This is a genomic window from Allobosea sp. P4_C6, from assembly GCF_056402015.1.
This window is the reverse complement of record NZ_JBFUIF010000033.1, coordinates 21,272-45,351: the sequence shown is the minus strand read 5'-3', so window position 1 is coordinate 45,351 and position 24,080 is coordinate 21,272. Positions and strand designations below refer to the sequence as shown.

Annotated in this window: 27 protein-coding genes; 16 read left to right on the top strand and 11 right to left on the bottom strand. The window is 66.9% G+C overall.

Translation table 11 applies throughout. The features are described 5' to 3' along the window. The coding region (locus tag AC1DVA_RS20505) for an LssY C-terminal domain-containing protein (protein WP_476807091.1) at nt 1-593 on the top strand (593 nt) is incomplete at its 5' end. Nucleotides 594-689: 96 nt separating this feature from the next. Next, nucleotides 690-1,286, top strand: coding sequence for an IMPACT family protein (locus AC1DVA_RS20500; protein ID WP_476807090.1), 597 nt, complete (start codon nt 690-692; stop codon nt 1,284-1,286). A gap of 46 nt (nt 1,287-1,332) precedes the next feature. Here AC1DVA_RS20500 and kce read toward each other — a convergent pair whose 3' ends face one another. The 5 genes from kce to AC1DVA_RS20475 all read right to left on the bottom strand — a co-directional run bounded on the left by kce (nt 1,333) and on the right by AC1DVA_RS20475 (nt 8,315). Continuing rightward, nucleotides 1,333-2,265, bottom strand: coding sequence for a 3,5-dioxohexanoate:acetyl-CoA acetone transferase (gene kce / locus AC1DVA_RS20495; protein ID WP_476807089.1), 933 nt, complete (start codon nt 2,263-2,265; stop codon nt 1,333-1,335). 47 nt (nt 2,266-2,312) lie between these two features. Next, nucleotides 2,313-3,251, bottom strand: a complete 939-nt coding sequence (locus AC1DVA_RS20490; protein WP_476807088.1) for a 3-hydroxyacyl-CoA dehydrogenase — start codon at nt 3,249-3,251, stop codon at nt 2,313-2,315. A 202-nt stretch (nt 3,252-3,453) separates the two neighbouring features. Next, on the bottom strand, nt 3,454-5,997 hold the full coding sequence (locus AC1DVA_RS20485; protein WP_476807087.1) for a branched-chain amino acid ABC transporter ATP-binding protein/permease: 2,544 nt from the start codon (nt 5,995-5,997) through the stop codon (nt 3,454-3,456). A gap of 7 nt (nt 5,998-6,004) precedes the next feature. After that, nucleotides 6,005-6,880 (bottom strand): branched-chain amino acid ABC transporter permease, encoded by an 876-nt coding sequence (locus AC1DVA_RS20480; protein ID WP_476807086.1) that lies wholly within the window; start codon nt 6,878-6,880, stop codon nt 6,005-6,007. A 172-nt stretch (nt 6,881-7,052) separates the two neighbouring features. Beyond that, nucleotides 7,053-8,315 (bottom strand): ABC transporter substrate-binding protein, encoded by a 1,263-nt coding sequence (locus AC1DVA_RS20475; RefSeq protein ID WP_476807085.1) that lies wholly within the window; start codon nt 8,313-8,315, stop codon nt 7,053-7,055. Between the two features lie 107 nt (nt 8,316-8,422). On the opposite strand from AC1DVA_RS20475, the gene AC1DVA_RS20470 reads away from it, so the two are divergent. The 6 genes from AC1DVA_RS20470 to AC1DVA_RS20445 all read left to right on the top strand — a co-directional run bounded on the left by AC1DVA_RS20470 (nt 8,423) and on the right by AC1DVA_RS20445 (nt 12,667). Then, complete coding sequence (locus AC1DVA_RS20470) at nt 8,423-9,178, top strand: GntR family transcriptional regulator (RefSeq protein ID WP_476807084.1); 756 nt, start codon at nt 8,423-8,425, stop codon at nt 9,176-9,178. Nucleotides 9,179-9,204: 26 nt separating this feature from the next. Then, nucleotides 9,205-9,981 (top strand): SDR family oxidoreductase, encoded by a 777-nt coding sequence (locus tag AC1DVA_RS20465; protein ID WP_476807083.1) that lies wholly within the window; start codon nt 9,205-9,207, stop codon nt 9,979-9,981. A 243-nt stretch (nt 9,982-10,224) separates the two neighbouring features. Next, nucleotides 10,225-10,569: an ArsR/SmtB family transcription factor gene (locus AC1DVA_RS20460; RefSeq protein ID WP_476807082.1), complete on the top strand. Its 345-nt coding sequence runs from the start codon at nt 10,225-10,227 to the stop codon at nt 10,567-10,569. A 16-nt stretch (nt 10,570-10,585) separates the two neighbouring features. Continuing rightward, nucleotides 10,586-11,020: an SRPBCC family protein gene (locus tag AC1DVA_RS20455; RefSeq protein ID WP_476807081.1), complete on the top strand. Its 435-nt coding sequence runs from the start codon at nt 10,586-10,588 to the stop codon at nt 11,018-11,020. An 83-nt stretch (nt 11,021-11,103) separates the two neighbouring features. Further along, on the top strand, nt 11,104-11,856 hold the full coding sequence (locus AC1DVA_RS20450) for a DUF899 domain-containing protein (RefSeq protein WP_476807080.1): 753 nt from the start codon (nt 11,104-11,106) through the stop codon (nt 11,854-11,856). A 94-nt stretch (nt 11,857-11,950) separates the two neighbouring features. Further along, the gene (locus AC1DVA_RS20445; protein WP_476807079.1) at nt 11,951-12,667 is read left to right on the top strand and encodes a DUF1428 domain-containing protein; all 717 of its coding nucleotides are present in this window, start codon (nt 11,951-11,953) and stop codon (nt 12,665-12,667) included. A gap of 66 nt (nt 12,668-12,733) precedes the next feature. On the opposite strand, the gene AC1DVA_RS20440 is transcribed toward AC1DVA_RS20445, so the two are convergent. After that, the gene (locus AC1DVA_RS20440) at nt 12,734-13,981 is read right to left on the bottom strand and encodes an SMP-30/gluconolactonase/LRE family protein (RefSeq protein WP_476807078.1); all 1,248 of its coding nucleotides are present in this window, start codon (nt 13,979-13,981) and stop codon (nt 12,734-12,736) included. 279 nt (nt 13,982-14,260) lie between these two features. On the opposite strand from AC1DVA_RS20440, the gene AC1DVA_RS20435 reads away from it, so the two are divergent. Together AC1DVA_RS20435 and AC1DVA_RS20430 are read left to right on the top strand one after the other, a co-directional pair. Further along, nucleotides 14,261-15,094 (top strand): sulfite exporter TauE/SafE family protein, encoded by an 834-nt coding sequence (locus tag AC1DVA_RS20435; RefSeq protein WP_476807077.1) that lies wholly within the window; start codon nt 14,261-14,263, stop codon nt 15,092-15,094. Between the two features lie 14 nt (nt 15,095-15,108). After that, nucleotides 15,109-15,582, top strand: a complete 474-nt coding sequence (locus AC1DVA_RS20430; RefSeq protein WP_476807076.1) for an N-acetyltransferase family protein — start codon at nt 15,109-15,111, stop codon at nt 15,580-15,582. Nucleotides 15,583-15,685: 103 nt separating this feature from the next. Here the strand turns inward: AC1DVA_RS20430 and AC1DVA_RS20425 are convergent, their stop codons facing one another. Both AC1DVA_RS20425 and AC1DVA_RS20420 read right to left on the bottom strand, forming a co-directional pair. Further along, nucleotides 15,686-15,859: a DUF1289 domain-containing protein gene (locus AC1DVA_RS20425; RefSeq protein ID WP_476807075.1), complete on the bottom strand. Its 174-nt coding sequence runs from the start codon at nt 15,857-15,859 to the stop codon at nt 15,686-15,688. Further along, complete coding sequence (locus tag AC1DVA_RS20420) at nt 15,856-16,701, bottom strand: adenosylcobinamide-GDP ribazoletransferase (RefSeq protein WP_476807074.1); 846 nt, start codon at nt 16,699-16,701, stop codon at nt 15,856-15,858. The genes AC1DVA_RS20425 and AC1DVA_RS20420 overlap by 4 nt, the downstream gene beginning before the upstream one ends. A 116-nt stretch (nt 16,702-16,817) precedes the next feature. Here AC1DVA_RS20420 and cobT point away from each other — a divergent pair, with 116 nt between their 5' ends. Continuing rightward, nucleotides 16,818-17,837: a nicotinate-nucleotide--dimethylbenzimidazole phosphoribosyltransferase gene (gene cobT / locus AC1DVA_RS20415; protein ID WP_476807073.1), complete on the top strand. Its 1,020-nt coding sequence runs from the start codon at nt 16,818-16,820 to the stop codon at nt 17,835-17,837. A 189-nt stretch (nt 17,838-18,026) separates the two neighbouring features. Here cobT and AC1DVA_RS20410 read toward each other — a convergent pair whose 3' ends face one another. Together AC1DVA_RS20410 and AC1DVA_RS20405 are read right to left on the bottom strand one after the other, a co-directional pair. Beyond that, nucleotides 18,027-19,145, bottom strand: a complete 1,119-nt coding sequence (locus AC1DVA_RS20410) for a D-alanine--D-alanine ligase family protein (protein WP_476807072.1) — start codon at nt 19,143-19,145, stop codon at nt 18,027-18,029. Between the two features lie 91 nt (nt 19,146-19,236). Continuing rightward, the gene (locus AC1DVA_RS20405; protein ID WP_476807071.1) at nt 19,237-20,754 is read right to left on the bottom strand and encodes a sensor histidine kinase; all 1,518 of its coding nucleotides are present in this window, start codon (nt 20,752-20,754) and stop codon (nt 19,237-19,239) included. Nucleotides 20,755-20,839: 85 nt separating this feature from the next. On the opposite strand from AC1DVA_RS20405, the gene AC1DVA_RS20400 reads away from it, so the two are divergent. From AC1DVA_RS20400 to AC1DVA_RS20380, 5 genes are all read left to right on the top strand, one after another. Continuing rightward, nucleotides 20,840-21,391, top strand: a complete 552-nt coding sequence (locus tag AC1DVA_RS20400) for a thermonuclease family protein (protein WP_476807070.1) — start codon at nt 20,840-20,842, stop codon at nt 21,389-21,391. Nucleotides 21,392-21,513: 122 nt separating this feature from the next. Beyond that, nucleotides 21,514-22,125: a glutathione S-transferase family protein gene (locus AC1DVA_RS20395; RefSeq protein ID WP_265052588.1), complete on the top strand. Its 612-nt coding sequence runs from the start codon at nt 21,514-21,516 to the stop codon at nt 22,123-22,125. Next, the gene (locus AC1DVA_RS20390) at nt 22,125-22,592 is read left to right on the top strand and encodes a hypothetical protein (protein WP_476807069.1); all 468 of its coding nucleotides are present in this window, start codon (nt 22,125-22,127) and stop codon (nt 22,590-22,592) included. Before AC1DVA_RS20395 ends, AC1DVA_RS20390 begins: the two co-directional genes overlap by 1 nt. Continuing rightward, the gene (locus AC1DVA_RS20385) at nt 22,592-23,059 is read left to right on the top strand and encodes a hypothetical protein (protein WP_265052590.1); all 468 of its coding nucleotides are present in this window, start codon (nt 22,592-22,594) and stop codon (nt 23,057-23,059) included. Before AC1DVA_RS20390 ends, AC1DVA_RS20385 begins: the two co-directional genes overlap by 1 nt. Continuing rightward, entirely contained in the window at nt 23,056-23,700 is a 645-nt protein-coding gene (locus tag AC1DVA_RS20380; protein ID WP_476807068.1) for a uracil-DNA glycosylase family protein, read from the top strand. The genes AC1DVA_RS20385 and AC1DVA_RS20380 overlap by 4 nt, the downstream gene beginning before the upstream one ends. Here AC1DVA_RS20380 and AC1DVA_RS20375 read toward each other — a convergent pair. After that, nucleotides 23,694-24,077, bottom strand: coding sequence for a hypothetical protein (locus AC1DVA_RS20375; protein WP_476807067.1), 384 nt, complete (start codon nt 24,075-24,077; stop codon nt 23,694-23,696). The two genes, AC1DVA_RS20380 and AC1DVA_RS20375, sit on opposite strands and share 7 nt — an antisense overlap. Between the last annotated feature and the right edge of the window lie 3 nt (nt 24,078-24,080).

Sequence of the window (24,080 nt, the reverse complement as noted above, 5' to 3'; positions counted from 1 at the left end):
CCCTGCGCGCCATGCACGCGGCAGGCTGGTATCCGGCCGACCCGATTACATTGCGGACGAGCATCGAGATCGTCGGCAGCGTGATGCTCGACCGGCCCTATCATGACGCGCCTGTCAGCTCGCTGTACTACGATGGAAGAAAAGAACAGCTCGCATTCGAAAAGCCCGAGGGCACGAGCGCGGACCGCCGACACCACGTGCGGTTCTGGATGGTCCTTGAGAAGGGGAACGGTGGGCGGCCAGTCTGGCTCGGCTCGGTTACCTTCGACCGGGGCGTAGGCTTCAGCCATGACACCGGTCAGGTGACGCACCACATTGCACCCAACATCGATGCCGAGCGTGACATGCTGATGCGTGACCTCGGCAAGGCCGGCATGGTCCAGGACTTCTTCCAGATTTCCGGAGCAGGCCCGACCCTGTTCGGCCGGAATGGCGAAGGCGATCCCTATTATACCGATGGGGAGATCTCTATCGCCACCTTGGTGGCCGATGGCATCAGGCGTGTCGAGCCGCCCGTGACCATTCCCGCGCCTCCGCTCATCACGCTAAAGGATCAAATCTGGCACGGCGTCGGCGCTGCATTCGCAGACTGATCGCGGCCTTCAGGTTAGAGGAACTGCCCGAACCCCGGCGTGTCTTAACTGTCATTGGCACTGGCCCGGATTGCTCTTGAGCCGGTACATGGACGCATGGAAACCCGCTTTACACTCCTTGGGTCCTTTTCGTTCCGGCAGGACATCAAGAAGAGCTGCTTCGTTGCGACCGCCGCTCCTGTCGTGGATGAARCAGCCGCCAGGGACTTTGTTGCTGCGCAGTCCGATCGGACGGCCAATCACAATTGCTGGGCGTGGCGTTGCGGTCCGAGCTACCGCTTCAACGACGACGGCGAGCCGAGCGGCACCGCGGGAAAGCCGATCCTAGCGGCAATCGACGGGCAAGCGCTCGATGGCGTCGCCGTTGTCGTGACGCGCTGGTTTGGCGGCGTCCTGCTGGGCAGCGGCGGACTGGTCCGGGCTTACGGCGGCACGGCTGCCCTGTGCTTGCGCGGCGCCGAGAAGACGGCGCTGATCGAGGCTGCCGCGGCGATGATCACCTGTGCATTCGGCGACCTGGCGCGCGTTCAGGCGCGGCTCGGTGATCGGCCGGGGGTGCAGGTGCTTGATCAGGCCTTCACGAACACCGGCGCAGTGCTGTCGGTGTCCGTTCCAAAGGCGGAGGCCGATCTGGTCTCCCAGCTGGTGAGGGACGTCACCAGCGGACGCGCCGTGATCCGATGGAACGAATAGCGGCGCGGCTTCCGGTCAATTCCGGCCGCCTTGATATGTCAGATGATCAGAACGCGACCTTGTCGGCGCCCTTGAGCTGCAGCACCTCGCGCGCATCGTCCGGCGTCGCCACTTCGAGGCCGAGCCCCTCGATGATCATCCGTGCCGCCTTGACCTGATCCGCATTCGACCTGGCGAACTGTCCCGGTCCGAGCCAGAGCGAATCCTCCAACCCGACGCGCAGATTGCCACCCATCGAGACCGCCATGGCGGCGATCGGGAGCTGGTGCCGGCCCGCGCCCAGCACCGACCACTGGTACTGGTCGCCAAAGAGCCGGTCGGCGGTGCGCTTCATGTGGATGACGTCTTCCGGATGCGGGCCGATGCCGCCGAGGATGCCGAAGACCGACTGGACGAAGAAGGGCGGCTTCACCAGCCCGCGATCGACGAAATGGGCCAGCGTGTAGAGATGGCCGATGTCGTAGCACTCGATCTCGAAGCGGGTGTTGTTCTCGGCGCAGGTGGTCAGGATGTTCTCGATGTCCTGGAAGGTGTTCTTGAAGATCCGGTCCTTCGAGCCTTCGAGATAGGGCCGCTCCCAGTCGTGCTTGAAGTCCTTGAACCGGGCCAGCATCGGATAGAGGCCGAAATTCATCGAGCCCATGTTGAGCGAGGCGACCTCCGGCTTGAAATGAGCGCAGGGGCCGAGCCGCTCCTCGACGCTCATGGTGGGCGCGCCGCCGGTGGTGATGTTGATGACGCAGTTCGAGCGCTGCTTGATCACCTTCAGGAAGGGCTCGAAGGCCTCGGGCGACTGGTCGGGCTGGCCGGTCTTGGGGTTGCGGGCATGGACATGGACCAGCGCCGCGCCGGCCTCGGCCGCGCCGACCGCCGCGTCGATGATCTCGTCGGCCGTCACCGGCAGATAGGGCGACATCGAGGGCGTGTGGATCGCGCCGGTGACCGCGCAGGTGATGATGACTTTGCGGTTCTTCGCCATGGCGTGGTGTCCCTTCAGGCTGTGTCTCGAACGGAAATCGGGCGGCTTCAGGCGGGCTTGCGTGGCGAACCGCGCTTATGCGCCTGCAATGCCGCCAGGCGCGTGTCGCGCCAGTCGCTCAGCCGCTTGACGCGATCGGCCGATTGCGTGCCCGGCCACTCGCTCATCACGGTGGCGACCGTCTCCGGGCCGAAGGGATCCCCGCCGGCGCTGTCGGCCACCATGCGGGTCAGCGAGGCGCCATAGCGGGCGCAGTAGTCGGGAATGCCGCCGGGCGCATTGAGCTCGATCGTCTCGAACGGCCCCATGAAGGACCAGCGCAGCCCCAGCCCGTCGCGGATCGTCTTGTCGACATCCTCGGCGCTGGCCACGCCCTCGCCGACGAGCCGGAAGGCCTCGGCCAGCAGCACGGCTTGCAGGCGGTTCAGCACGAAGCCGGGCTTCTCCTTGCGCAGCATGATGGCGACCTGTCCGGCTTGCTCATAGATCGCCTTGGCCCGCTCGACGACGGCTGGGTCGGTCCAGGGCGCGGGCGCCAGCTCGACGATCGGCACCAGATGCGGCGGGTTGACCGGATGCGCGACGAGGCAGCGGGCGCGGCCTTTCAGGCTCTCACTGAAGACGGAGGCCATGATGAAGGAGGTCGAGGACGCCAGAATGGTCGAGGCCGGCGCCAGCGTATCCATCTCCGCAAACAGCTTCTGCTTGGCCTCGATGGTCTCCGGTCCGTTCTCCTGGACGAGGTCGGCACCCGTCAGGACGTCCGCTAGGTCGGAGGCGACCCGGATGCGGGCGAGTGAGCCTTTGGGGTCATCGACGAGGCCGTGCCCGGCGAGTTCTTCGAGATTGGTCCCGATATGGGCGCGCGCCGCTTCGGCCGCTCCCGGCGCGACGTCATGCAGCGCGACGGCGAAGCCATGGCTGGCGAAGACGGTGGCCCAGGCACGGCCGATGAGCCCGGAGCCGACGATAGCGATGTTGGTCATGCGAGGCGATCCCAATTCGGAAGTACGGAAACCACCGCGTCATTCCGGGGCACGCCGCAGGCGTGAGCCTGGAACCCATAACCGCTGGTGGTTGTTGGCAAGGCGCGCCGATGGCCGCGATTCATTCGGAGCCGGCAGCGCTTATGGGTTCCGGGCTCTTCGCTGCGCGAAGCCCCGGAATGACGGTGGAACGGAACCGACGTCACAGCCACAACACCTGCCGCCTGAGCGCCAGATCCTGGCTCAGCGCGCGCGAGGGGCCGGTATGGACGACGCTGCCGCGCTCCAGCACGACGGTGCGGTCCGACAGCGCCAGCGCCAGGTCGAGATGGTGGTCGACGATGACGATGCCGATCTCCTGCCTGAGCTTGTCGAAGGCCTCGAACAACTCCTCGACGACGGCCGGCGCCAGCCCCTCGAAGGGCTCGTCCAGCAGCAGCACGCGGGTGTCGCCCGACAGCGCCCGTGCCACCGCCACCATCTGCTGTTCGCCGCCCGAGAGGTAGTCGGCCGGCGAATGCCAGCGCTGCTTGATGCGTGGGAAGAAGGCGAAGATCTTCTCGTCCTCCCAGCGCGAGCCGTTGCCGGTCATCCGCTTGAGCCGGCCGAGCTCCATGTTGTCCTTGACGCTCATCCCGGCGAAGAGGCCGCGCCCCTGCGGCACATAGGCGATGCCGGCGCGGGCGATCGTGGCAGGCGGCTGGCCGGCCAAATTTCTGCCTGCCAACATGTCCTGGCCTGCCAGCGTGATCGTGCCGGCTGCCGGCGGGGCGATTCCGGTGATCGTCTTGAGCAGGGTCGATTTGCCTGCGCCGTTGCGGCCGAGCAGTGCGACGATCTCGTTCTCGTGCACGTCGAGAGAGACCTGCCGCAGGATATGGCTCTTGCCGTAGAAGGTATCGACCTTGTCGAGGCCCAGCAGCACGCCGTGGCGCGCGGCGCTCTGGCGTGGCTTCTCCGCCAGCGCATGAGAGCCCGAGCCGATATAGACCTCCTGCACGCGCGGCGACGAGCGCGCATCCTCGACCGTGCCGTCGACCAGAACCGAGCCCTCGTTCATCACGGTGACATGGTCGGCGATGGCGAAGACGCGGTCGATGTCGTGCTCGACCAGCAGGACGGGCAGGTCGGTCGAGATCGACTTGATCAGATTGCCGACGCGCTCGCGCTCGGCCGCCGCCAGCCCCGCGAGCGGCTCGTCGAGCAGAAGCACGCGCGGCTTCGTCGCGAGCGCCAGAGACATGTCGAGCAGCCGCTGGCCGCCATAGCTCAGCGAGCCGGCTTCGGCCGTTTCGATCCCGCGCAGGCCCATCGTGTCGATGACCGTCGTCGTCTGCGTGTTGACCTCATCGAGCGAGCCGGCGGGCCGCCAGAATCCGAAGCGCTCGCTGGCACGCGCCTGGACGGCGAGACGGACATTCTCCTCGACCGAGAGCGTCGGAAACAGGTTGGTGATCTGGAAGGCGCGCCCGATACCCGCCCGGGTAATGGCTTCGGGCGAGAGCCCGCCGATCTGGCGGTCGCGCAGGCGGACCTCGCCCCGGTCGGGCGCGAACATCCCCGAGATCAGGTTGAAGGCGGTAGTCTTGCCGGCACCATTGGGGCCGATCAGGGCGTGCAGCCGCCGGTCGGCCATGGTGAGATCGACGCCCTCGACGGCCTTGATGCCACCGAAGCTCTTGGCGAGCCCGGTCGCGGTCAGGATCGGACCGTCTCCGGCATCGTCGGGCTTCATGAAGTCGGGCAGCGTCACGCTGCCGGCCTTGCGCTCGGACATCGCCGCATCGCCCGCAACCTGCTTGCGGAAGGGCCGCAGCATCCGCTCGCCGACGCCGACGAGGCCGGTCGGGGAGAACACGATGAAGGCGACGAAAAGCAGGCCGAACCAGAACAGCCAGTTCGGCGTGATGCTGGAGAGATAGTCGCGGAAGATCACGAAGAAGAGCGCGCCGAGCGCCGGCCCCAGGAAGGAACGCATGCCGCCGATCACGACCATCGCCAGCAATTCTCCGGAAAACGCGACCGAGATCGGCTCGGCTGAGGTCATGCGGTTGTTGAAGAGCAGCAGCGTGCCGGCGAGCCCCGTCAGCGCTGCCGAGAGCGTGAAGGCGATCAGCTTGTAGCGATCGGTGGCGTAGCCGAGGAAACGCGCCCGCTGCTCGTTCTCGCGGATCGCGACCAGCACCGTACCGACCGGCGAACGATGGAAGCGCCAGAGCCCGTAGACCACCGCCATGCCGATGACGGCGACGAGGATGTAGAAGTTCGACGCCTGCTCGAAATCGATGCCGAGGAAGAGCGGGCGCCTGATGCCGCCGAGTCCGTCCTCGCCGCCGGTCACCGCCGTCCAGCGGAACGCGACCGAATAGGTCATGGCGGCGAGCGCCAGCGTCAGCAGCGAGAAATAGACGCCCTTGCGTCGCAGGATCAGCGCGCCGAAGGCAAAGGCGATGAGCCCGACGAAGACGACGCCGAGCAGGATCGGCAGGGCGAACTGGCCGGGCAGCCAATGGCGCTGGATCAAGCCGGCTGCATAGGCGGCAAGCCCGAACCAGGCGCCATGGCCAAAGGAAACAAGTCCCGTCGTGCCGACCAGGATGTTCAGCGCCATGCAGGCGATGGCGAAGACGACGATCTCGGTGGCAGAGGTCGTGCCGAGCCCGACGCCATGCATCAGGAAGGGCAGGCCGACGAGGCCGGCTGCGGCGATGAGGAGGGGCGCATGATCGCGCTGGGCGGGTGTCATCGCGTCCTCACTCGAAGCGCTGGATGCGTTCGCCGAACAGGCCGCGCGGCCTGAACAGCAGGACGAGGAGCATCATCAGATAGATCACGGCGGTCGACCATTGCGTGTAGCCGAGCCCGATGGTGATGCCCTTGACCACGCCGACCATCAGGGCGGCCACGACCACGCCCCAGAACGAGCCGAGCCCGCCGATGACGACGACGACGAAGGCCGGGGTGATGATCTCCTGGCCCATGGCGGGATGGATCGAATAGATCGGCGCGAGCAGCACGCCGGCGAGTCCCGCCAGCCCGATGCCGATGCCGGCAACCGCGACCATATAGGGCTGGAGCGAGATACCGAGGGCGCCGACCATGTCGGGGTTCTGCACGCCCGCCCGCACGACCCGGCCGAAGGCGGTGCGCTGGAGCAGGAACCAGAGGCCGAGCACGCATCCGGCCGCGATCAACAGCAGCATCGCCCGATAGCGCGAATAGATGAAGTCGCCGATGAAGATCTGGCCGCGCAGGGCCGGCGGGATCGAGAAGGAGAGCGGCGGCGCGCCGAAGATCATCCGCAGCGACTGCTCGGCGACCATGGCGAGGCCGAAGGTCAGGAGCAGCGAGAGGATCGGATCGGATCGGTAGAAGCGCTGAAAGAGCCCGCGCTCGACGACGATGCCGATCAGCGCGACCAGTACTGGCGAGGCGACCATCGCGCCGCCGAAGCCGATATGGGGCGCGAGCACGATCGTGAGATAGGCGCCGATCGCATAGAACGCGCCGTGCGCCAGGTTGACGATGCCGCCCAGCGAAAAGATCAGCGACAGGCCGAGCGCGATCAGGAGGTAATAGACCCCGTCGAGCAGCCCGTTCAGCACCTGCTGGATGAAGAGGGTGAGCAAGGGTTGGCTTTCGGTCGGAACGCGATGCTGGGAAACGCGCCGTCATCCCGGACGCAGCGAAGCGGAGCTCCGGGATCCATCGTAGGGAACTGCGCTCTACGATGGATCCCGGATCGGCGCGGCTGCGCCGCTTGTCCGGGATGACGGCGCGGGTGTCATGATGTCGGCAGCCTCAGCTCATCCTGCAGACGGCCTCGTCGCCGCTTGTCGCGATGACCTCCATGTTCTCGTCGGGGCCGGGCACGGGCGGCGACGAGGTGAACAGGTCCCACTGGTTCTTCACCTGCGCGGCGGGCAGGGCGGTGATCGTGTACATCTCGCTGATGAGCTGGTGGTCGGACGCGCGGAAATAGCCCTGGCGCGGCTTCATCACGTCGAACTTCGCGCCCTTTTCCCAATGCTCGAGGATCTTGGGCGTATCCGTGCTCTTCAGCTCGTTCATCGACTGCGCCATGATCTTCACGGCGATGTAGTCGCCCCAGGCCTGGTTCTCCGGCGGCTTGCCGTATTTCTTCGTGAAGGCGGCGACGAACGCCTTTGTCGAGGGCGTGTCGATGAGGTGGTGCCAGACCGAGGGCCAGGTCCCGCCGAAATTGTCCTTGCCGGCGGCCCAGGCGAGCGCCGTATCGAAGCCGAAGCCCGCGACCGGGAAGGTCAGGCCGAACTCGGAATACTGCTTCAGGAAGTTGGTGATCTGGTTGCCGGCGAGGTTCGAGATCACGAGGTCGGGCTTGGCGGCGCGGATTTCGAGCAGCAGCGCCGAGAAGTCGGTCGCGTCGGTCGGCACCAGCTTGTCGGCGGCGAACTGGCCGCCATTGCTTTCCATGAAGCGCTTGGCGACCCTGAGCAGGTCATGGCCGAAGGCGTAGTCGGCGGTCAGCGAGAACCACTTCTTGCCCTTTACGAGGCCCTGCGCCATCAGCGATCGGCCGCAGCTCTTCACATACATCGAGTTCTGGTGCTCGACATGGAACATGTAGCGGTTGCAGCTTTCGCCGCGCAGCGCGTCCGAATTGGCGCCCGTATTCACGAAGAGCGTCTTGGTGCGCCCGGCCACCTGCGCGATCGTCAGCGCCGAGGCTGAAGAGATCTCGCCGATGATGCAGGCGACCTTGTCGCGCTCGATCATGCGCTCGGCCTTGGTCGAGGCGGTCTGCGGATTGACCGAGTCCTCCTTCAGCGCCTCGAGCTTGCGGCCGTTGACCCCGCCAGCCGCGTTGATCTCCTCGACCGCGAGGTCGACGGCCATCACCCCATATTCGCCGAGCGGGCCGAGAAAGCCGGTGCGCGGGGTCAGGTGGCCGAAGCGGATCGCGTCCGGCGTCTGCGCCAGGATGATCGACGGGCTGGCGATCAGCCCGGTCGCCGCACCGGCGCCGAGCCCGGCCAGCGCCTGCCGGCGCGAGAAGCGGGTCGTCTTCAACAGGTCTGACATTGGCGTTCCTCCCAGAACGAGCGCCGCGCCGTTTTGGCGCCGGCTGATTTTGATCAGCGGTCTGATGCCGCTTGTCGTGATCTGTGATCACAGTTAGGTTGGCAGACATGATGGCCCGTGTCCAGCCCTTGCCGGTCGCCGCAGAGCGGACTGTTTCCTCGACGGAGCAGGACGGCTCCGCGCTCGATGAGATCGGCGCGCTGCAGCGCGAGACGCTTGGCGAGCGCGTCACCGGCGAGCTGCGTGCGTTGCTGGTGGCGGGGCGGCTCGCCCCGGGCGAGAAGCTTTCTTTGCGCCGTGTCGCCGAGGCGCTCGGCGTTTCGATGATGCCGGTGCGGGAAGCGGTCAACCGGCTTGCGGCGGACCGGGCGCTGGAAGTGCTGCCGGGCAGGGCGGTACGCGTTCCCGTGCTCTCGCTCGCGCAATTCCGCGAGCTGACGCGGCTGCGCCTCGTCGTCGAAGGTTTTGCCGCCGAAGAAGCAGCGCGCAAGGCGACGGCCGACGATGTCGCGCGGATCGAGGCCTTCGATGCCGCCTTCCGCAAGGCCGCGAGCGCCGATCCGCCCGACAGCGCCGGCGCCGTTTCGGCCAATCGCGACCTGCATTTCGCGCTCTACGAGGCGGCCGGGATGCCAAGCCTGATCGAGATGATCGAGCGGCTCTGGCTCAAGGCGGGGCCGATCCTCAACATCGACATGCGCGACGAGCCGCGCCGCCTCAAGGGTGGAAGCGCCATGCAGGCGCATACGCGGCTGCTGGAGGCGTTGCGAAGCCAGGACGCCGCCGCCGCGCGCGCCGCGCTGGAAGACGACATCACGGCCGCCGCCGCGCATATCGAGGAAACGGGCCAGCTCAGCGCCTGAGATCAATCTGGACGGGAGACGCAAGGATGGATTTGCAGATCAAGGGCTTGCGCGTGCTGGTGACGGCCGGCGCCAATGGCATCGGCCGCGCGACAGCGCGCGCCTTCGCGGCGGAGGGGGCGAAGGTCCATATCTGCGATGTCGACCATGCGGCACTCGCGGAGATGGCGAAGAGCGACCCCGGGATGACGCAGTCGGTTTGCGATGTCTCCGACCGCGCTGCTGTCGGCCAGCTTTTCGAGGAAGCGCTCGCGGTACTCGGCGGGCTCGATTGCCTCGTCAACAATGCCGGCATCGCCGGACCGACCGGCCGCGTCGACGAGATCGACCCCGCCGATTGGGATTCCTGCGTCGCCATCGATCTGACCGGGCAGTTCAACTGCACAAGGCTCGCGGTCCAGCACCTGAAGCAGTCGAGCAACGCCTCGATCGTCAATCTCTCCAGCCAGGCCGGCAAGCACGGCTTTCCGCTGCGCTCGCCCTATGCGGCGGCGAAGTGGGGCGTCATCGGCTTCACCAAGGCGCTGTCGGCGGAGCTCGGCGAGTTCGGCATCCGCGCCAATGCGATCTGCCCCGGCCTCGTCGAGGGGCCGCGCATCCAGAGCGTCATCGCCAACAAGGCGCGCAGCTTCAACGTCTCGCATGAGGAGATGACGCAGCGGCTCTTCGCCGGCGTCTCGATCAAGCAGTTCGTCGATCCGGCCGACATCGCCAAGCAGATCGTCTTCCTGGCGTCGCCCTTCGCAAAAACGATCTCGGGCCAGGAAATCTCGGTCTGCGGCGACACCAGGATGCTGGCCTAGTTGGATCAGGCCGACAATCGCGGCAGCACTATGCCGCGATTTTCACCGGACGTAGGCCAGCCGATACCGCCCCCGGATTTGGCTCTCCGGATGTCCGTTTTGGACATATGCCGTCGCGAACCAGCGAAATTGCGGTTCGCCTTGTTCAACCGCGGCAAACTTTGCGTTTCCCTACATCGCCCGCGATACGCCTGAAGCCTAGGGGCTTGACGGCGCGCGAAGCTTGCGCCTAAACTTAACTCAATGGTTAAGTTTCAAGAGACGCAGCTCGACCGGACATTTTCAGCGCTGGCGGACCCGACGCGGAGGGCCTTGCTGGCGCGGCTGGAGCGGGAGGACGGGCTCTCCGTCAGCGAACTGGCCAAGCCGTTTCCGGTCTCGCTGCCGGCGATCATGAAGCATCTCGACGTGCTCTCGGATGCCGGACTGGTCACGCGGACGAAGGCGGGGCGCACGGTGTCCTGCCGTTTGAATGCGGAGCCGATGGAGGAGGCGATGGGCTGGCTGGCGCACTATCAGCGGTTCTGGACCGAGCGGCTCGATGCGCTGGAGGCGCTGCTGGAAGCGCGGCGCAAAAGCGAAGGCTGAGGAGAGGAGCGGGCCGATGCATCAACAGGTGACACCGAGCCTCACGATGAAGCGACGCCTCAACGTGTCGCCTGCCGAGGTCTACAAGGCATGGACCGATCCCGAGCTGCTCGTCCGCTGGTTCGGGCCCGAGAACGTCGTGGCCCAGGAGGCCGAGATCGATCCGCGCGTCGATGGCGTCTATCGCGTCGTGATGCGGGAAGACAATGGCGAGCGCCATGAGGTGTCGGGGCGCTATCTGGAGGTGGTCGAGAACGAGCGCCTCGTCTTCAGCTGGTCCTGGGTGACGACGCCGGAGCGCATCTCGCGCGTCACCGTCACATTGAAGCCCGATGGCGAGGGCACGATCCTGACCCTGCTGCACGAGAAGCTGTTCGACGACGCGGCCGTGCGCGGCCACACCCATGGCTGGACCGGAACCATGGTCAAGCTGGAGGCCTACTTCGCCTGAGGCGGAGCGTAGCGCTGCCCTGTTCGGGCACGCATTTGAACGGCCGCCGGCACGGCGCCGGCGGAAGCACAGGAGCGGAGACGATGGAACACAGGATCGTATCCCGTGCGGAGTGGCTTGCCGCACGCAAGGCGCATCTCGCCCATGAGAAGGAGTTCACCCGCCGGCGCGATGCGCTCTCGGCCGAGCGGCGCGAACTGCCCTGGGTCAGGGTCGACAAGGACTATGCCTTCGAGGGGCCGAAGGGCCGGCTGTCGCTGGCCGATCTGTTCAACGGCAACAGCCAGCTGATCGTCTATCACTTCATGTTCGGGCCGGGCGCCAAGGAAGGCTGCGAAGGCTGCTCCTTCCTCGCGGATCACTTCGACGGCGCCAACCTGCACCTCAAGCATCACGACGTCAGCCTGGTCGTGGTCTCGCGGGCGCCCTATGGCGAGTTCCAGCCGTTCCGGCGCCGCATGGGCTGGGAGTTCCCCTGGGTTTCCTCGGCCGGCAGCGACTTCAACCACGACTTCCACGTCTCGCCGAGCCCGGCCGAGAAGGCGGCCGGGCGCTATGAATACAATTACGAGATGCATGAGGGCGAAGGCGGCGAGATGCCGGGCTTCAGCATCTTCCACCGCAACGAGGCGGGCGAGATCTTCCACACCTACTCGACCTATGCGCGCGGCGGCGACCTGCTGATCGGCGCCTACAACTTCCTCGACCTGACGCCCAAGGGCCGCAACGAGGCGACGATCATGAAATGGATGCGTCATCACGATCGCTACGACGAGAAGCCCGATGGTGCCGCGAGCGTCCTGCCTCTGGCTGCCGTGGGCTCCTGCTGCGGCTGAATACCGGGCTTCGCGCATCCGCGTGAAGCGTTCCGGGTCGATATCAACGTTTGAAGCGCGGCTGCACTGACGGCTGCGCGTGAGGGAGAACGAAATGGCTTATGTCGATGGTTTCGTCGTGGCTGTGCCGGCCGCGAACAAGGACATCTACCGCAAGCACGCGGCCGATGCGGCGCCGCTCTTCAAGGAATTCGGCGTCAGGCGCCACGTCGAGGCCTGGGGCGACGACGTCCCGGACGGCAAGGTCACGGACTTCAAGGGGGCGGTGAAGGCGACGCCCGACRAGGTCGTGGTCTTCTCCTGGTTCGAGTACCCCGACCGGGAAACGCGCGACGCCGCCAACGAGAAGATCATGAGCGATCCGCGCATGAAGGAGATGATGGGCCAGGACATGCCCTTCGACGGCAAGCGCATGATCTATGGCGGCTTCGCCTCGCTGTTGGACGAAGGGGAGGGCGGCGCGATGGGCTATCTCGACGGCGTCCTCGTCGCCGTGCCCAATGACCGCATGGACGATTATCGCAGCTTCGCCGTCAAGCACGCCGCGTTGTTCAAGGAGCACGGCGCCCGCCGCGTCGTCGATGCCTGGGGCGATGACGTACCGGACGGCAAGGTCACCGATTTCAAGGGCGCGGTGAAGGCGCAGGCCGGCGAGACGGTGGTCTTCAGCTGGGTCGAGTGGCCGTCCAAGGCGGTGCGCGCCGCCGCCTGGGGCAAGATGATGGAAGACCCGCGCATGGGGGCGCTCAAGATGCCCTTCGACGGCAAGCGCGTCGTCTATGGCGGCTTCGCGCCGCTGCTGGACGTGTGATGCGCAATACGACTCCGTCATTCCGGGCTTGAACCGGAGTGACGGAGTCGGGCTGGTCCGGCGTGCTCAGCCCGGCCCGGCGCCCTGCGTCGCCAGATAGAGCGCGTAGATCGACTGGCTCGCCGCCATGAACAGGCGGTTCCGCTTCGGCCCGCCGAAGCAGATGTTGCCGCAGACCTCCGGCAGCCGGATGCGGCCGATCACCTTGCCGGCCGGGTTGAACACGGTCACGCCGTTGTAGCCGACATTCCGGCCGGCATTGCTCGACGCCCAGAGATTGCCCTCGACATCGCAGCGCAGGCCGTCCGGCCCGCAATTGATGCCGTCGATCATGCAGTCCGAGAAGACCTTCCCGTTCGACAGCTTGTTGTCGGCACCGACATCGAAGACATGGATGTCGCCCTTGCCGCCGGGGCCGGTATCGCCCGGTCCCTTGCCGGTGGAGGCGACGTAGAGCTTCTTGAAATCGGGCGAGAAGCACAGCCCGTTCGGGTCCGGAACCTGTTCTTCGCGGATGACGAGGTCGAGCCGCCCGCTCGGGTCGATCCGGTAGACATTGGTCGGCAGTTCGCGTTTGGCGAGGCCGATGCCGGGCGGCTGGCCGAGGCGAGGATTGATCTTGCCGTTGGCATTGCTCGGGCCGCCGGCTGCGTCCGGCGCGCCTTCATAGAGCTGCCCGCCATAGGGCGGGTCGGTGAACCAGTAGCTGCCGTCCGTATGGGCGACGATATCGTTGGGCGAATTGAGCTTCTTGCCCTCGAAGGCGTCAGCCAGCACCGTCGCCGAGCCGTCGAGCTCGTAGCGCACGACGCGCCGGTTCAGATGCTCGCAGGAGAGCTGCCGGCCCTGGAAGTCGAAGCTGTTGCCGTTGCTGTAGCCCGAAGGCATGCGGAATACGCTGACATTGCCGTCGTCATCGAGCCAGCGCATCTGCCGGTTGCGCGGGATGTCGCTCCAGACCAGATAGCGCCCCTGCGCGTTCCAGGCCGGGCCTTCGAGCCAGAGCCCGCCGGTCCAGAGTCGCTGGATTGCGGCGTTGGGTTGGGCGAGGCCGTTGAAGGAGGGATCGACGGCGATGACGTCCGGGTCCCAGAAATAGGTCGTCGGCGCGCCGCGGCGGCTGAAATCGCGCGGCGGCGTGGTGATGGTGGTGGGCGGGCTTGCCCGGTCGGTCGGAGATTGCGCGAAGACGGGCGTGGAAGCGGCGGCGAAGGCGCTGGCGCCGGCGGCCTGGATCAGCCTGCGGCGAGAGAGCCGCTGCGTGGATGAGATCGGATTTGAATCGTCATGCGTCGAACGGTGGCCCTCTGACATCGTGTCCTCCTGATTTTATGGTTGAAACGATTTAAATTTGCAGAAAGGTCGAAGTTCTCGGTCGCTCGGTTCTCCTTTTCGAAGGGCAAGCAAGGTCAGCAGGATCGCTTGGCCGGGTCGAGCCCTGCTTCGCGCAGAACTATCCTGCGCAAGGCGCAAGGCGTAAAGGTGACGCATCGCCGATGCGGCTCGATTTCTCGCGGCCGCCATGCAGGGGCGGCATCTTGCCCGCGCCCGCCAAATGACCGAGAGATCGGGCAGCCCCACCGGATACTCCCCATGTTTGCAGGCATTCCTCTCGGCGATCTCGCCTTCCTCGCCGTGTCGCTGGTGCTTGCCGGCGCGGCCACCGGCCTGCTCGCCGGCGTCTTCGGCGTCGGCGGCGGCGCGGTCATCGTTCCCGTGCTGTACGAGGTTTTCCGCGTCATCGGCGTCGCCGACGAGGTGCGCATGCCGCTCGCCGTCGGCACCTCGCTCGCGGTCATCATCCCGACCTCGATACGCTCGTTCAATGCGCATCGCGCCAAGGGGCTCGTCGATCTCTCCATTCTCAAGGTCTGGGCCGTGCCGGTCGTGCTCGGCGTCATCGTCGGCAGCTGGATCGCCCGCTATGCGCCTGCCGACCTGTTCAAGATCATCTTCGTGGTCGTCGCGCTGATTTCTGCGATCCGCCTGCTCTTCGCGGCCGACCGCTGGAAATTCGGCGAGGAGATGCCTGGCAAGCCGCTGATGGTCGCCTATGGCGGCGTCATCGGCGTGCTTTCGGCGCTGATGGGTATCGGTGGCGGCCAGCTTTCCAGCCTGTTCATGACCTTCTATGGCCGCCCGATCCATCAGGCGGTCGCGACCTCCTCGGGGCTGGGCGTGCTGATCTCGATCCCCGGCGCGCTCGGCTTCATCTATGCCGGCTGGCCGAAGATGGACATCCTGCCGCCGCTCTCGCTCGGCTATGTCTCGTTGATCGGCATGATCCTGTTCATCCCGACTTCGATCTGGACGGCGCCGATCGGCGCACGGATGGCGCACCGGCTCTCGAAACGGCGCCTCGAAGTCGCCTTCGGCGTGTTCCTGCTGTTCGTCGCCAGCCGGTTCATCTGGTCGCTGCTGCACTGAGCGGGTGCCGGACGATGAGCGAAACGGTCATCCGCCTGCTTCAGCTCGCAGACCACCCGGCGCTGGCCGCGCTGATGGCCGAGATGCAGGGCCATTACGCGGTGCCGTGCCCGCCGCTCGATGAGATCAGGGCCGGTCTCGCGGCCCTGCCGGCAGGCGTCGATATCCTGGTCGCGGCGAAAGGGCAGCCGATCCTCGGCTTCGCCTCGGCCTGCAATCTCTATCCGGGACCGGGGCTGAAATCCGGCTTCTTCCTGAAGGAGATCTACGTTGCCGACGCCGCTCGTGGCGCGGGCCTCGGCCGCGCGCTGATGAGGGCATTGGCTGAACTCGCCATCGAGCGCGGCCACCGGCGCATCGACTGGACTGCCGATGCGGACGATGCACCGTTGCTGCGCTTCTATGAAGGCCTCGGCGCGGTCGCACAGACGAAGAAAATCTTCTATCGACTGACCGGCGAGGCACTGGAGGCGGTAGCGAAGACATAGGCCGTCAGTCTCGGGCGTAGCGGAGCGTAGACTCGAGAAACTCGTGACGAGAAGACCCTCGTTTCCGAGATGCTCGGGTCAAGCCCGAGCATGACGCAGGGCCCTATGGCTTCTCCCGCAGCCGCTCCGGCAGCTCGGCCATGATTTTCAGCCGCTCGGCCTCGCTCAATCGGCCCCATTGCGCGATCTCGGCCAGCGTCCGCCCGCAGCCCTCGCAGAGCTTGCTCGCCGGGTCGATGACGCAGACCTTGATGCAGGGCGTCGAGGCGGTGGTCACCGTCCTGCCCATCCCAGGGCGAGCGCCAGACCGAGATAGATCGCGATCTCGGCGAGCTGCTGGGCCGCGCCGAGGATGTCGCCCGTCTGGCCGCCGATCAGCCGCCGCGCCAGCCGCGAAAGAATCGCCGCCACGCCATGCGCCAGCGCGAAGCCGAGAAGCAGCCCGGCGACCGGAAGATGCGCCGCCAGCGTGATCCCGCTCGCCAGCAGCAGGCTCAAGGCCAGCGCGATCCGCGCCGTCAGGTCTGTCGGCTGACCGACCGAAGCCGAGGCGCCGCCGCTGCGCGCCGCCGGTTGCGTCGCAAGCAGGAAAAGGCCCTCGGCGCGCGACCAGGGTGCGGCGACCAGCACCGCCGCCGCCACGGCCCAGGCGCCGGAGCGGTCGAGGATCATGGCGAGCAGGCTCGCCCGCAACAGCAGCGACAAGCCCAGCGCCAGCGCGCCATAGGAGCCGACGCGGCTGTCCTTCATAATTTCCAGTCGGCGCTCCGGCGTATGCCCGCCGAACAGCCCGTCTGCGGTGTCGGCCAGCCCGTCCTCATGGAAGGCGCCGGTGGTCAGCACCAGCACAGTCAGCGCAAGCCCCGCGACGACCATTCCGCTCAGGCCCGCCAGTCCAGCCGCAAGCGCGACGAGCGCCGCCGGCAGGGCGATGATCAGCGCGGCGAAGGGCAGGGCGCGCGGCACGGCCCGGAAATCGGGAATGGCATGGCTGTCGGCCTCGCCCGGCAACTGCGGCACGGGCAGGCGCGAATAGAAGCGCAGGCAGATCGCGGTCGCGATCGGCCAGCCCGGCCAGCTTGGCGGGGGCGTCTCCGTCGTCGTGTCGGCCTCCGCCATGCCTGCTGCGCCGCTCCGCTCGATTGTCTTCACACGCTCGAGCCTATAGCAGCAGCGCAGACCGCGCCGCCACGCCTAGCGTGTGGGCGCCAAGCCCTTTGCCTGACGGAACTGCCATGGCCGCCTCCGGATTACCCTTCGACGATATCCGCGAACTCATCGCCGCGATGCCCGGCCCCGACATGGGGGCCGCGAATGCGGTGCGCGCCCGCGACGCCAACCTCACCAAGCCGGCCGGCAGCCTCGGCCGCATGGAGGAAATCGCCGAATGGCTCGCTGCGTGGCAGGGCAAGGCGAAGCCGACCGTCGACCGGCCGCTGGTCTGCGTCTTCGCCGGCAATCACGGCGTGGTGGCGCAGGGCGTGTCCGCCTATCCGCAATCCGTGACTCGCCAGATGCTGGAGAACTTCGCGGCCGGCGGCGCCGCGATCAACCAGATCTGCGCGGCCTATGATCTCGGCTTCAAGGTCTTCGACCTCGCCCTCGACCTGCCGACCGGCGACTTCACCCAGACAGATGCGCTGGACGAGCGTGCCTGCGTCGCGACCATGGCTTTCGGCATGGAAGCGCTCGTCGGCGGCACGGATCTGCTCTGCCTCGGCGAGATGGGCATCGGCAACACGACCTCGGCGGCGGCGATCTATGCGGCGCTCTATGGCGGCGACGCGGCGCATTGGTGCGGCCGCGGCACCGGCGTCGACGATGAGGGGCTGAAGCGCAAGGTCGCGGCGGTGGAGGCGGGCTTGGCGTTGCATCGCTCCCATCTCAAGGATCCGCTTGAAGTGCTGCGCCGTCTCGGCGGGCGCGAGGTCGCGGCGATCTGCGGCGCCATCATCGCCGCGCGCTCGCAGCGCATCCCGGTGATCCTCGACGGCTATGTCGTCACGGCTGCCGCCGCGATCCTGCATGCGATCGAACCCTCGACCATCGACCATTGCATCGCCGGCCATCTCTCGGTCGAAGGCGCCCATGCCGATGTGCTCGCACGCCTCGGCAAGGTGCCGCTGCTGGCGCTCGACATGCGCCTCGGCGAAGGCACGGGCGCAGCGCTGGCGGCCGGCCTCGTCAAGGCCGCTGCGGCCGTCCATTCCGGCATGGCGACCTTCGAGCAGGCGCAGGTGGCGCGGAAGGGGTAGTTCGGCTTTCGCCGGAACCACCGCCGTCATTCCGGGGCATTGCGCAGCAATGAGCCCGGAACCCAGAACCGATGAGTGTTCTCGAAAGGGCGACCGTCCGGTTCGCCCATCAATCATCCGCCTCGGTTCTGGGTTCCGGGCTCGCGCCTTTGGCGCGCCCCGGAATGACGGCAGCGGTTCCTGCGAACGCTATCCCTCGTAATCCGTCTTCAACCCCGCCCGCTCGGCATGACGCTCCTGCGCCAGTTCGATCAGGCGCGTCAGCAGCGCCGGGTAGGGCAGGCCGGAGGCCTCCATCATCTTCGGATACATGCTGATTGCGGTGAAGCCCGGCAGCGTGTTGATCTCGTTGAAGTAGAAGGCGCCGCTCTGCCGGTCGAGGAAGAAGTCGACCCGCGCCAGCCCGCTGCATTCCAGCGCGACGAAGGCGTCGATCGCCAGCTTGCGCACGCGTTCCATCTGCGCGGCATCGAGCCTCGCCGGCAAGTCGACGGTGGCGCCGTCCTGGTCGATATACTTGGCCTCGTAGGAGTAGAACTCGTGCTGCGGTCCGGCGTTGAGCTCGCTCGCGACGCTGGCGACGGGAGGATCGCCGTCGAGCACCGCGATCTCGATTTCGCGGGCGTCGATGCCCTGCTCGACCAGCACCTTGAGATCGTACTGGAACGCATCGGCTAGTGCGGCGTCGAGGTCCTCCCAGCGCTTCACCTTATGGACGCCGACGCTGGAGCCCATGTTGCAGGGCTTGACGAAGACGGGCAGTGCCAGCGCCTCGCGCGCTGCCTTTGCCGCGCCTTCTGGGGCGCGTCGGTAATCGCGCCGCGACAGGGCGAGATAGGGCGCGACCGGCAATCCGGCGAGCGCGGCGAGGCGCTTGGCGATGTCCTTGTGCATACCGACGGCGGAAGCGAGCACGCCCGATCCGACATAGGCCGCACCCGCAAGCTCGAGCAGGCCCTGCATCGCGCCGTCCTCGCAGAGCGGGCCGTGGATCACGGGAAACACCACGTCCACCGGCGGAATGGGCGGCGCGGCGCTGTCGGAGGGAAGGATCGCGGTGAGATCGCCCTGCGGCTCCAGCCGGATCGCGGGCGAGTCGGTCGGAATCGGAAGGCTCTCGGTATTCGCGGCCTCGATGCGGCGCAGATCGTGGCACTGCCAGCGGCCCTGCTTGTCGATGCTGATCGGGACGGGCTCGAACCGCTCGCGGTCGAGATAGCGCAGGACGGAGGCAGCCGATTTCAGCGAGACCTCATGCTCGCCCGATTTTCCGCCGTAGAGCACGGCGACGCGCGTTTTCCGGTTCATGGTCCGATAGTCCGAGGAGAGAGGGCAGGCGCCGCAGGGTGGGGCGGCAAAGATGTTTCTCAACTGTGGGGCGAGATTCGGGCGATGGGCTTCACGCCGCCCGCGACTTCGGCTCCGGCAGGGCCGCGAGCGTATCCATCACGCGCTCTGCCGGGAGGGTGATCGTCACCTCCGTGCCGGCACGCGGCCGCGACTTCAGGCTGAAGCCGCCGCCATGCAGGTCGATCAGGCCCTTGACGATCGGCAGACCTAGCCCCGAACCCTGCTCGGCCGTCTTGATGGCGAGCGAGCCGCGCCCGAAGCTCTGCATCACGATCGGGATTTCGTTCTCGGGGATGCCGGGCCCGGTATCGGCGACCGAGACATATTGCCCGCCTGTCGCCGTCCAGCCGACCTTGATCGTGATCTCGCCACCCTGCGGCGTGAACTTGATGGCGTTGGACAGCACGTTGAGGACGACCTGCCGGATGGCGCGCTCGTCGGCCCAGACCCGCGGCAGCTCGGGCTCGGCGAGCGCCCGGATGCTCTGGCCCTTCGCCTTGGCGCGCATCGCGAGCATATGCTGGCAGTCGTCGACGATCCCGGCGAGCGACAGCGCCTCCTCGTTCAGCTCGTACTTGCCGGCCTCGATGCGCGACAGATCGAGGATTTCGTTGATGAGGTTGAGCAGATGCTGGCCCGAGCCGTGGATGTCGCCCGAATACTCCTTGTACGCGGCGTTGGCATGCACGCCGAAGATCTCGTTCTTCATCACCTCGGAGAAGCCGAGGATGGCATTGAGCGGTGTGCGCAGCTCGTGGCTCATCGTCGCGAGGAAACGCGACTTCGCGAGATTGGCCTCTTCCGCCTTGCGCCGGGCCTCGTCGGAATTCGCGTTGGCGGTTTCGAGTTCGGCGATCAGCGCGTCCTTCTCGGCCCGGAAACCGATCGAATCCACCGAGCTGGCGTAGAGCCGGTTGGCGAGGAAGATGAAGAAGAGCTGCGCCGAGGCCGCCATGAGCGCCATGGTGACGCTGTCGATGTCGCGGCGTTCCCAGAAGAACGCCATGATGCCCGCGATGATCGGCGTCAACCCGGCATAAACAGCCATCGGTATCGTGGCGGAGAGCATGACGGTGAGCGCGCTGACGATCAGCAGCGCCGTGGTCACGAAGACCTTCGCGCCAGCCGCCTCGACGGGCGCGAACAGCAGCAGGAGCAGCGCCCAGGACAGGCCGTGCAGGCCTTCCGCTACGGTGAAGAGCCGGCGCCAGCGCTTCAATCGGACCGTATCGGCGGGCTTGCCCAGATAGCGGCGCGACAGGGCGACGACGATGAGCGTGCTCAGCAGCACCGCGCTGCTCCACAGCGCGACACGCGACRTCGGCAGCCAGAGGCAGGCGGCAGCGGCGATGCCGGTGACGAGCACCAATGTGCCGACGGAGCCCGAAAGGCGGTACTGCGCGAAGACCCGCAGCAGTTCTGAATCGAATGCGCGTTCGAGCCCGGTCGAGGAGGTCAGCCGCTCGCGCACGGATTTGACCTCGCGCGAAACGACCTTGCGGCGCGCCATTGCGGAAGGGTCGGGTCCGCGCCCGCGCTGCACCTGTTCGGCCGTCACTTCCGCCATGGTCGGGAGCGTGTATCCTCGTTCCGCCGTGCGGCATGCACGGACGGCTCGCCATCATGGACACCAAATCGTTAAGCTCTTCCTGATGGCTCCCTTCGGATTCGGCTCTTCCCGCTACGGACCTTTCGGCTGGCGCCGCGTCGGCCGCATGGCTGATTTCGTCGTGGCGCTCGGGCTTTTGGGCTTTCTCGCGCTCGCCGGCGCGATCCTGCAATACCGCCTCGGCCCGGCCCGGACGCTCGTCGGGCCAGCGCAGGCGATCGACGGCGATTCATTGCGGCTGCTGGGCGAGGAATTGAGGCTGGAAGGGATCGACGCGCCGGAATACCGCCAGAGCTGCGCCGGGCCCGGCGGGCGGCAGGTCGCCTGCGGCCGGGAAGCGCGCCGTGCCCTGCAGGGGATGCTCGCGAGCGGCCTGGTGTTATGCGAGATCGGCAAGGCCGATCGCTACGGTCGCGGATTGGCCCGGTGCCGACTGGGCGAAACCGACATCAACGCCAGGTTGGTCCGCGACGGCCATGCGGTGTCCTATGGCGCCTATCGCTCCGAGGAGGACGAGGCGCGGGCGGCCGGGCGCGGGCTCTGGGCGCTGCAGTTCGAACGGCCCGAAGCCTGGCGGCGGTCCCATCCGCGTTGAGACCGCAAGGAGCCTGCCGATTGCGGCATCACCTCGCCATGTTCGCGTCACGAAACGCCAGCATGTGGTTGACCTTCCGGCGCGGGCCGTGATCCGGTGCGGCCGGAGACGGAGAGTATCTGATGAAGCTCTATGATGGCGGGCGGGCGCCGAATCCGCGACGGGTTCGCATCTTCTTCGCGGAGAAGGGCGTGTCGCTGCCGGAGCTGGTGCCGATCGACATGGCCAAGAAGGAACACAGGTCCGAAGCCTTCACGAAGATCAACCCGGCGCAGCGCCTCCCGGTGCTCGAACTCGACGACGGGACGGCCCTGGCCGAGACGATCGCCATCTGCCGCTACATCGAGGCCCTGCACCCGCAGCCGCCGCTGTTCGGCCGGGATGCCAAGGAGCAGGGCACCATTGAGATGTGGAACCGGCGCGTCGAGCTTGGCCTGTTCGCCAGCGTGGCTGCCGTCTTCCGCCACAGCCATCCCTCGATGGCTGAGCTGGAAGAGCAGGTTCCCGAATGGGCCGAGGCCAATCGCGAGCAGGTCGACGATCATCTCTGGCTGCTGGAGCTTCAGCTAGCGAGCAGCGGCTTCATCTGCGGCGAGGCGCTGACCGTGGCGGACATCACCGCCGGCATCGCCATCGATTTCATGAAGCCGTCGCGCATTCCGTTACCGGAGGATTTCGTCAACATCCGCCGCTGGCACGGCCAGCTCTCGACGCGCCCGAGCTGGAAGGCGTGATGCGCCGGCGTTTTCTCGCCCTGCTCGTCCTGTTGACGTCGACGGTCGCGCTGCAAGCTGCCGAGCGGCTGAGCGGAGAGGCGATCGAACGGGCCTTCCGCGGCAACACTGTGTCCGGTCGCTATACCAATGGCGGCTTCTTCACCGAGTACCATGACCCCGACGGGCGGGCGCGCGGCCATAACGGCTGGCAGCCCAATACCGACGCTTGCTGGATCACCAAGCCTGACCGCATCTGCTACTATTACGGCCCACAGAGCGACCGGACCGTGCATTGCTTCTCCGTCGAGATGAGCGGCGAGCTCTATGTGCTGCGCAACACCGGCAACGGCATGGTCAATGCGCTCGCCAAGGTCGAGCTCGGCAATCCGCGCAATCACGGCGACAACGGCGCGTCCTGGTATTGCGACGGGCTGATCTCGCGCGCGCCCGCGCCGCCCATGAGCCGCAAGCTGGCGCAACGCTGATGAGCCGCGGCGCGCCCGTCATCGCTTTGGCCCTCGGCCTCGTCGTCGCGACCGGTGTGGGTGCCGCCGAGCGACTTAACGGCGAGCAGATCCGGCGCGTCTTCGAAGGCAACACCGTGACGGGCCTCTATTCCGGCTCCAATCTGCCGTTCAGCGAGTATCACCACCCCGATGGCCGGGCGAGCGGCCACAATCGCGGCGTGCCCAACAAGGATGCCTGCTGGACCACGACGCAGGATGCCGTCTGCTATTATTACGGCCCGCATGAGACGCGCCGCACCTACTGCTTCACCATCGAGACCAGCGGCGATCTCTATGTCATCCGCAGCCGGCCCAGCGGGCGCATCAATGGCCTCGCCCGCATCGAGAAGGGCGATCCGCATGATTATGCGCAGAAGCAGCCCGAATGGGCCTGCGACGGCCTGATCTCGCAAGCGCCCGGGCGTTCCAGGCTGGCAAGGCGATGAGCGAGGCGGAAGCGCTCGATACCGTGCTGGCGGAACTGCGCGCCTGCCGGATTTGCCGCGACACGCCGCTCTATCTGCCGCCGCTGCCGCATCAGCCGCGACCGGTCATCCAGGCCTCCGCCACGGCGCGGCTCTGCATCGCCGGCCAGGCGCCCGGCACGCGGGTCCATGCCAGCGGCCGCCCGTTCACCGATCCCTCGGGCGTGCGCCTGCGCCGCTGGCTCGGCATCGACGAGACGATCTTCTACGATGCGGCGAAGGTCGCGGTCGTGCCGATGGGCCATTGCTTTCCCGGCCTGGATTCCAAGGGCGGCGACAAGCCGCCGCGCCGCGAATGCGCGCCGACCTGGCGCGAGCGTGTCTTCGCGGTGTTGCCGCGGATCGAGCTCGTACTCGCGATCGGGCGCTACGCCCAGAATTGGCATCTCGGTGCGAAGGAGGCCGCCAACCTCTCGGCCACGGTCGAGAACTGGCGGGAAATCCTCGCGCGCCCGACCCATCCGCGCGTGCTGCCGCTGCCGCACCCGTCCTGGCGCAACAACGCCTGGCTCAAGCGCAATCCCTGGTTCGAGGCGGAGCTGGTTCCGGTGCTTCAGGCCGAGGTCGCCCGGCTGTTTGCGACGCCGAGCGATACTCAGTAGCGGAACGGGCCGGAATCCAGCCCGCGATCGACCCCGCCGCGAACACTGAGTACCGAGCGGACCGGGCCGAATGCGCTTTCGCCGCGGCTTTCGAGATAGACCATGCCATCGGCGCGGCTGCCGTAACCGCTGCGCGAGCTCTTGCCGAATTCTGCACGCACCGCGCCGCCGGCCCGGACGCAGAAGGACGAGCCTTCGAGCCTGACGAAGCCCGCCCCGTATTCAGGGCAGGGACGGGCGCCGCGACCCGCAGCGGGAGCCGGCTTGCTGAAGGATTCGCGGGGGGCGGCGCGCCCGGGCAGGGGCTCGCCGATCGATTGTGCTGCAGCCGCCGTCGCGAGGCAGGTCAGGAGCAAAGCGAGAATTGAGCGAGGCATGGC

What these genes read in the sequence shown, in the direction of transcription:
- AC1DVA_RS20435 (WP_476807077.1), top strand. Translation starts at nt 14,261, where the DNA reads ATGTTTGCAGGCATTCCTCTCGGCGATCTCGCCTTCCTCGCCGTGTCG.
- AC1DVA_RS20420 (WP_476807074.1), bottom strand. Translation starts at nt 16,701, where the DNA reads ATGGCGGAGGCCGACACGACGACGGAGACGCCCCCGCCAAGCTGGCCG.
- AC1DVA_RS20475 (WP_476807085.1), bottom strand. Translation starts at nt 8,315, where the DNA reads ATGTCAGACCTGTTGAAGACGACCCGCTTCTCGCGCCGGCAGGCGCTG.
- cobT (WP_476807073.1), top strand. Translation starts at nt 16,818, where the DNA reads ATGGCCGCCTCCGGATTACCCTTCGACGATATCCGCGAACTCATCGCC.
- AC1DVA_RS20395 (WP_265052588.1), top strand. Translation starts at nt 21,514, where the DNA reads ATGAAGCTCTATGATGGCGGGCGGGCGCCGAATCCGCGACGGGTTCGC.
- kce (WP_476807089.1), bottom strand. Translation starts at nt 2,265, where the DNA reads ATGGCGAAGAACCGCAAAGTCATCATCACCTGCGCGGTCACCGGCGCG.
- AC1DVA_RS20385 (WP_265052590.1), top strand. Translation starts at nt 22,592, where the DNA reads ATGAGCCGCGGCGCGCCCGTCATCGCTTTGGCCCTCGGCCTCGTCGTC.
- AC1DVA_RS20485 (WP_476807087.1), bottom strand. Translation starts at nt 5,997, where the DNA reads ATGACACCCGCCCAGCGCGATCATGCGCCCCTCCTCATCGCCGCAGCC.
- AC1DVA_RS20430 (WP_476807076.1), top strand. Translation starts at nt 15,109, where the DNA reads ATGAGCGAAACGGTCATCCGCCTGCTTCAGCTCGCAGACCACCCGGCG.
- AC1DVA_RS20400 (WP_476807070.1), top strand. Translation starts at nt 20,840, where the DNA reads ATGGCTCCCTTCGGATTCGGCTCTTCCCGCTACGGACCTTTCGGCTGG.
- AC1DVA_RS20455 (WP_476807081.1), top strand. Translation starts at nt 10,586, where the DNA reads ATGCATCAACAGGTGACACCGAGCCTCACGATGAAGCGACGCCTCAAC.
- AC1DVA_RS20465 (WP_476807083.1), top strand. Translation starts at nt 9,205, where the DNA reads ATGGATTTGCAGATCAAGGGCTTGCGCGTGCTGGTGACGGCCGGCGCC.
- AC1DVA_RS20410 (WP_476807072.1), bottom strand. Translation starts at nt 19,145, where the DNA reads ATGAACCGGAAAACGCGCGTCGCCGTGCTCTACGGCGGAAAATCGGGC.
- AC1DVA_RS20460 (WP_476807082.1), top strand. Translation starts at nt 10,225, where the DNA reads ATGGTTAAGTTTCAAGAGACGCAGCTCGACCGGACATTTTCAGCGCTG.
- AC1DVA_RS20440 (WP_476807078.1), bottom strand. Translation starts at nt 13,981, where the DNA reads ATGTCAGAGGGCCACCGTTCGACGCATGACGATTCAAATCCGATCTCA.
- AC1DVA_RS20375 (WP_476807067.1), bottom strand. Translation starts at nt 24,077, where the DNA reads ATGCCTCGCTCAATTCTCGCTTTGCTCCTGACCTGCCTCGCGACGGCG.
- AC1DVA_RS20380 (WP_476807068.1), top strand. Translation starts at nt 23,056, where the DNA reads ATGAGCGAGGCGGAAGCGCTCGATACCGTGCTGGCGGAACTGCGCGCC.
- AC1DVA_RS20390 (WP_476807069.1), top strand. Translation starts at nt 22,125, where the DNA reads ATGCGCCGGCGTTTTCTCGCCCTGCTCGTCCTGTTGACGTCGACGGTC.
- AC1DVA_RS20450 (WP_476807080.1), top strand. Translation starts at nt 11,104, where the DNA reads ATGGAACACAGGATCGTATCCCGTGCGGAGTGGCTTGCCGCACGCAAG.
- AC1DVA_RS20470 (WP_476807084.1), top strand. Translation starts at nt 8,423, where the DNA reads ATGATGGCCCGTGTCCAGCCCTTGCCGGTCGCCGCAGAGCGGACTGTT.
- AC1DVA_RS20490 (WP_476807088.1), bottom strand. Translation starts at nt 3,251, where the DNA reads ATGACCAACATCGCTATCGTCGGCTCCGGGCTCATCGGCCGTGCCTGG.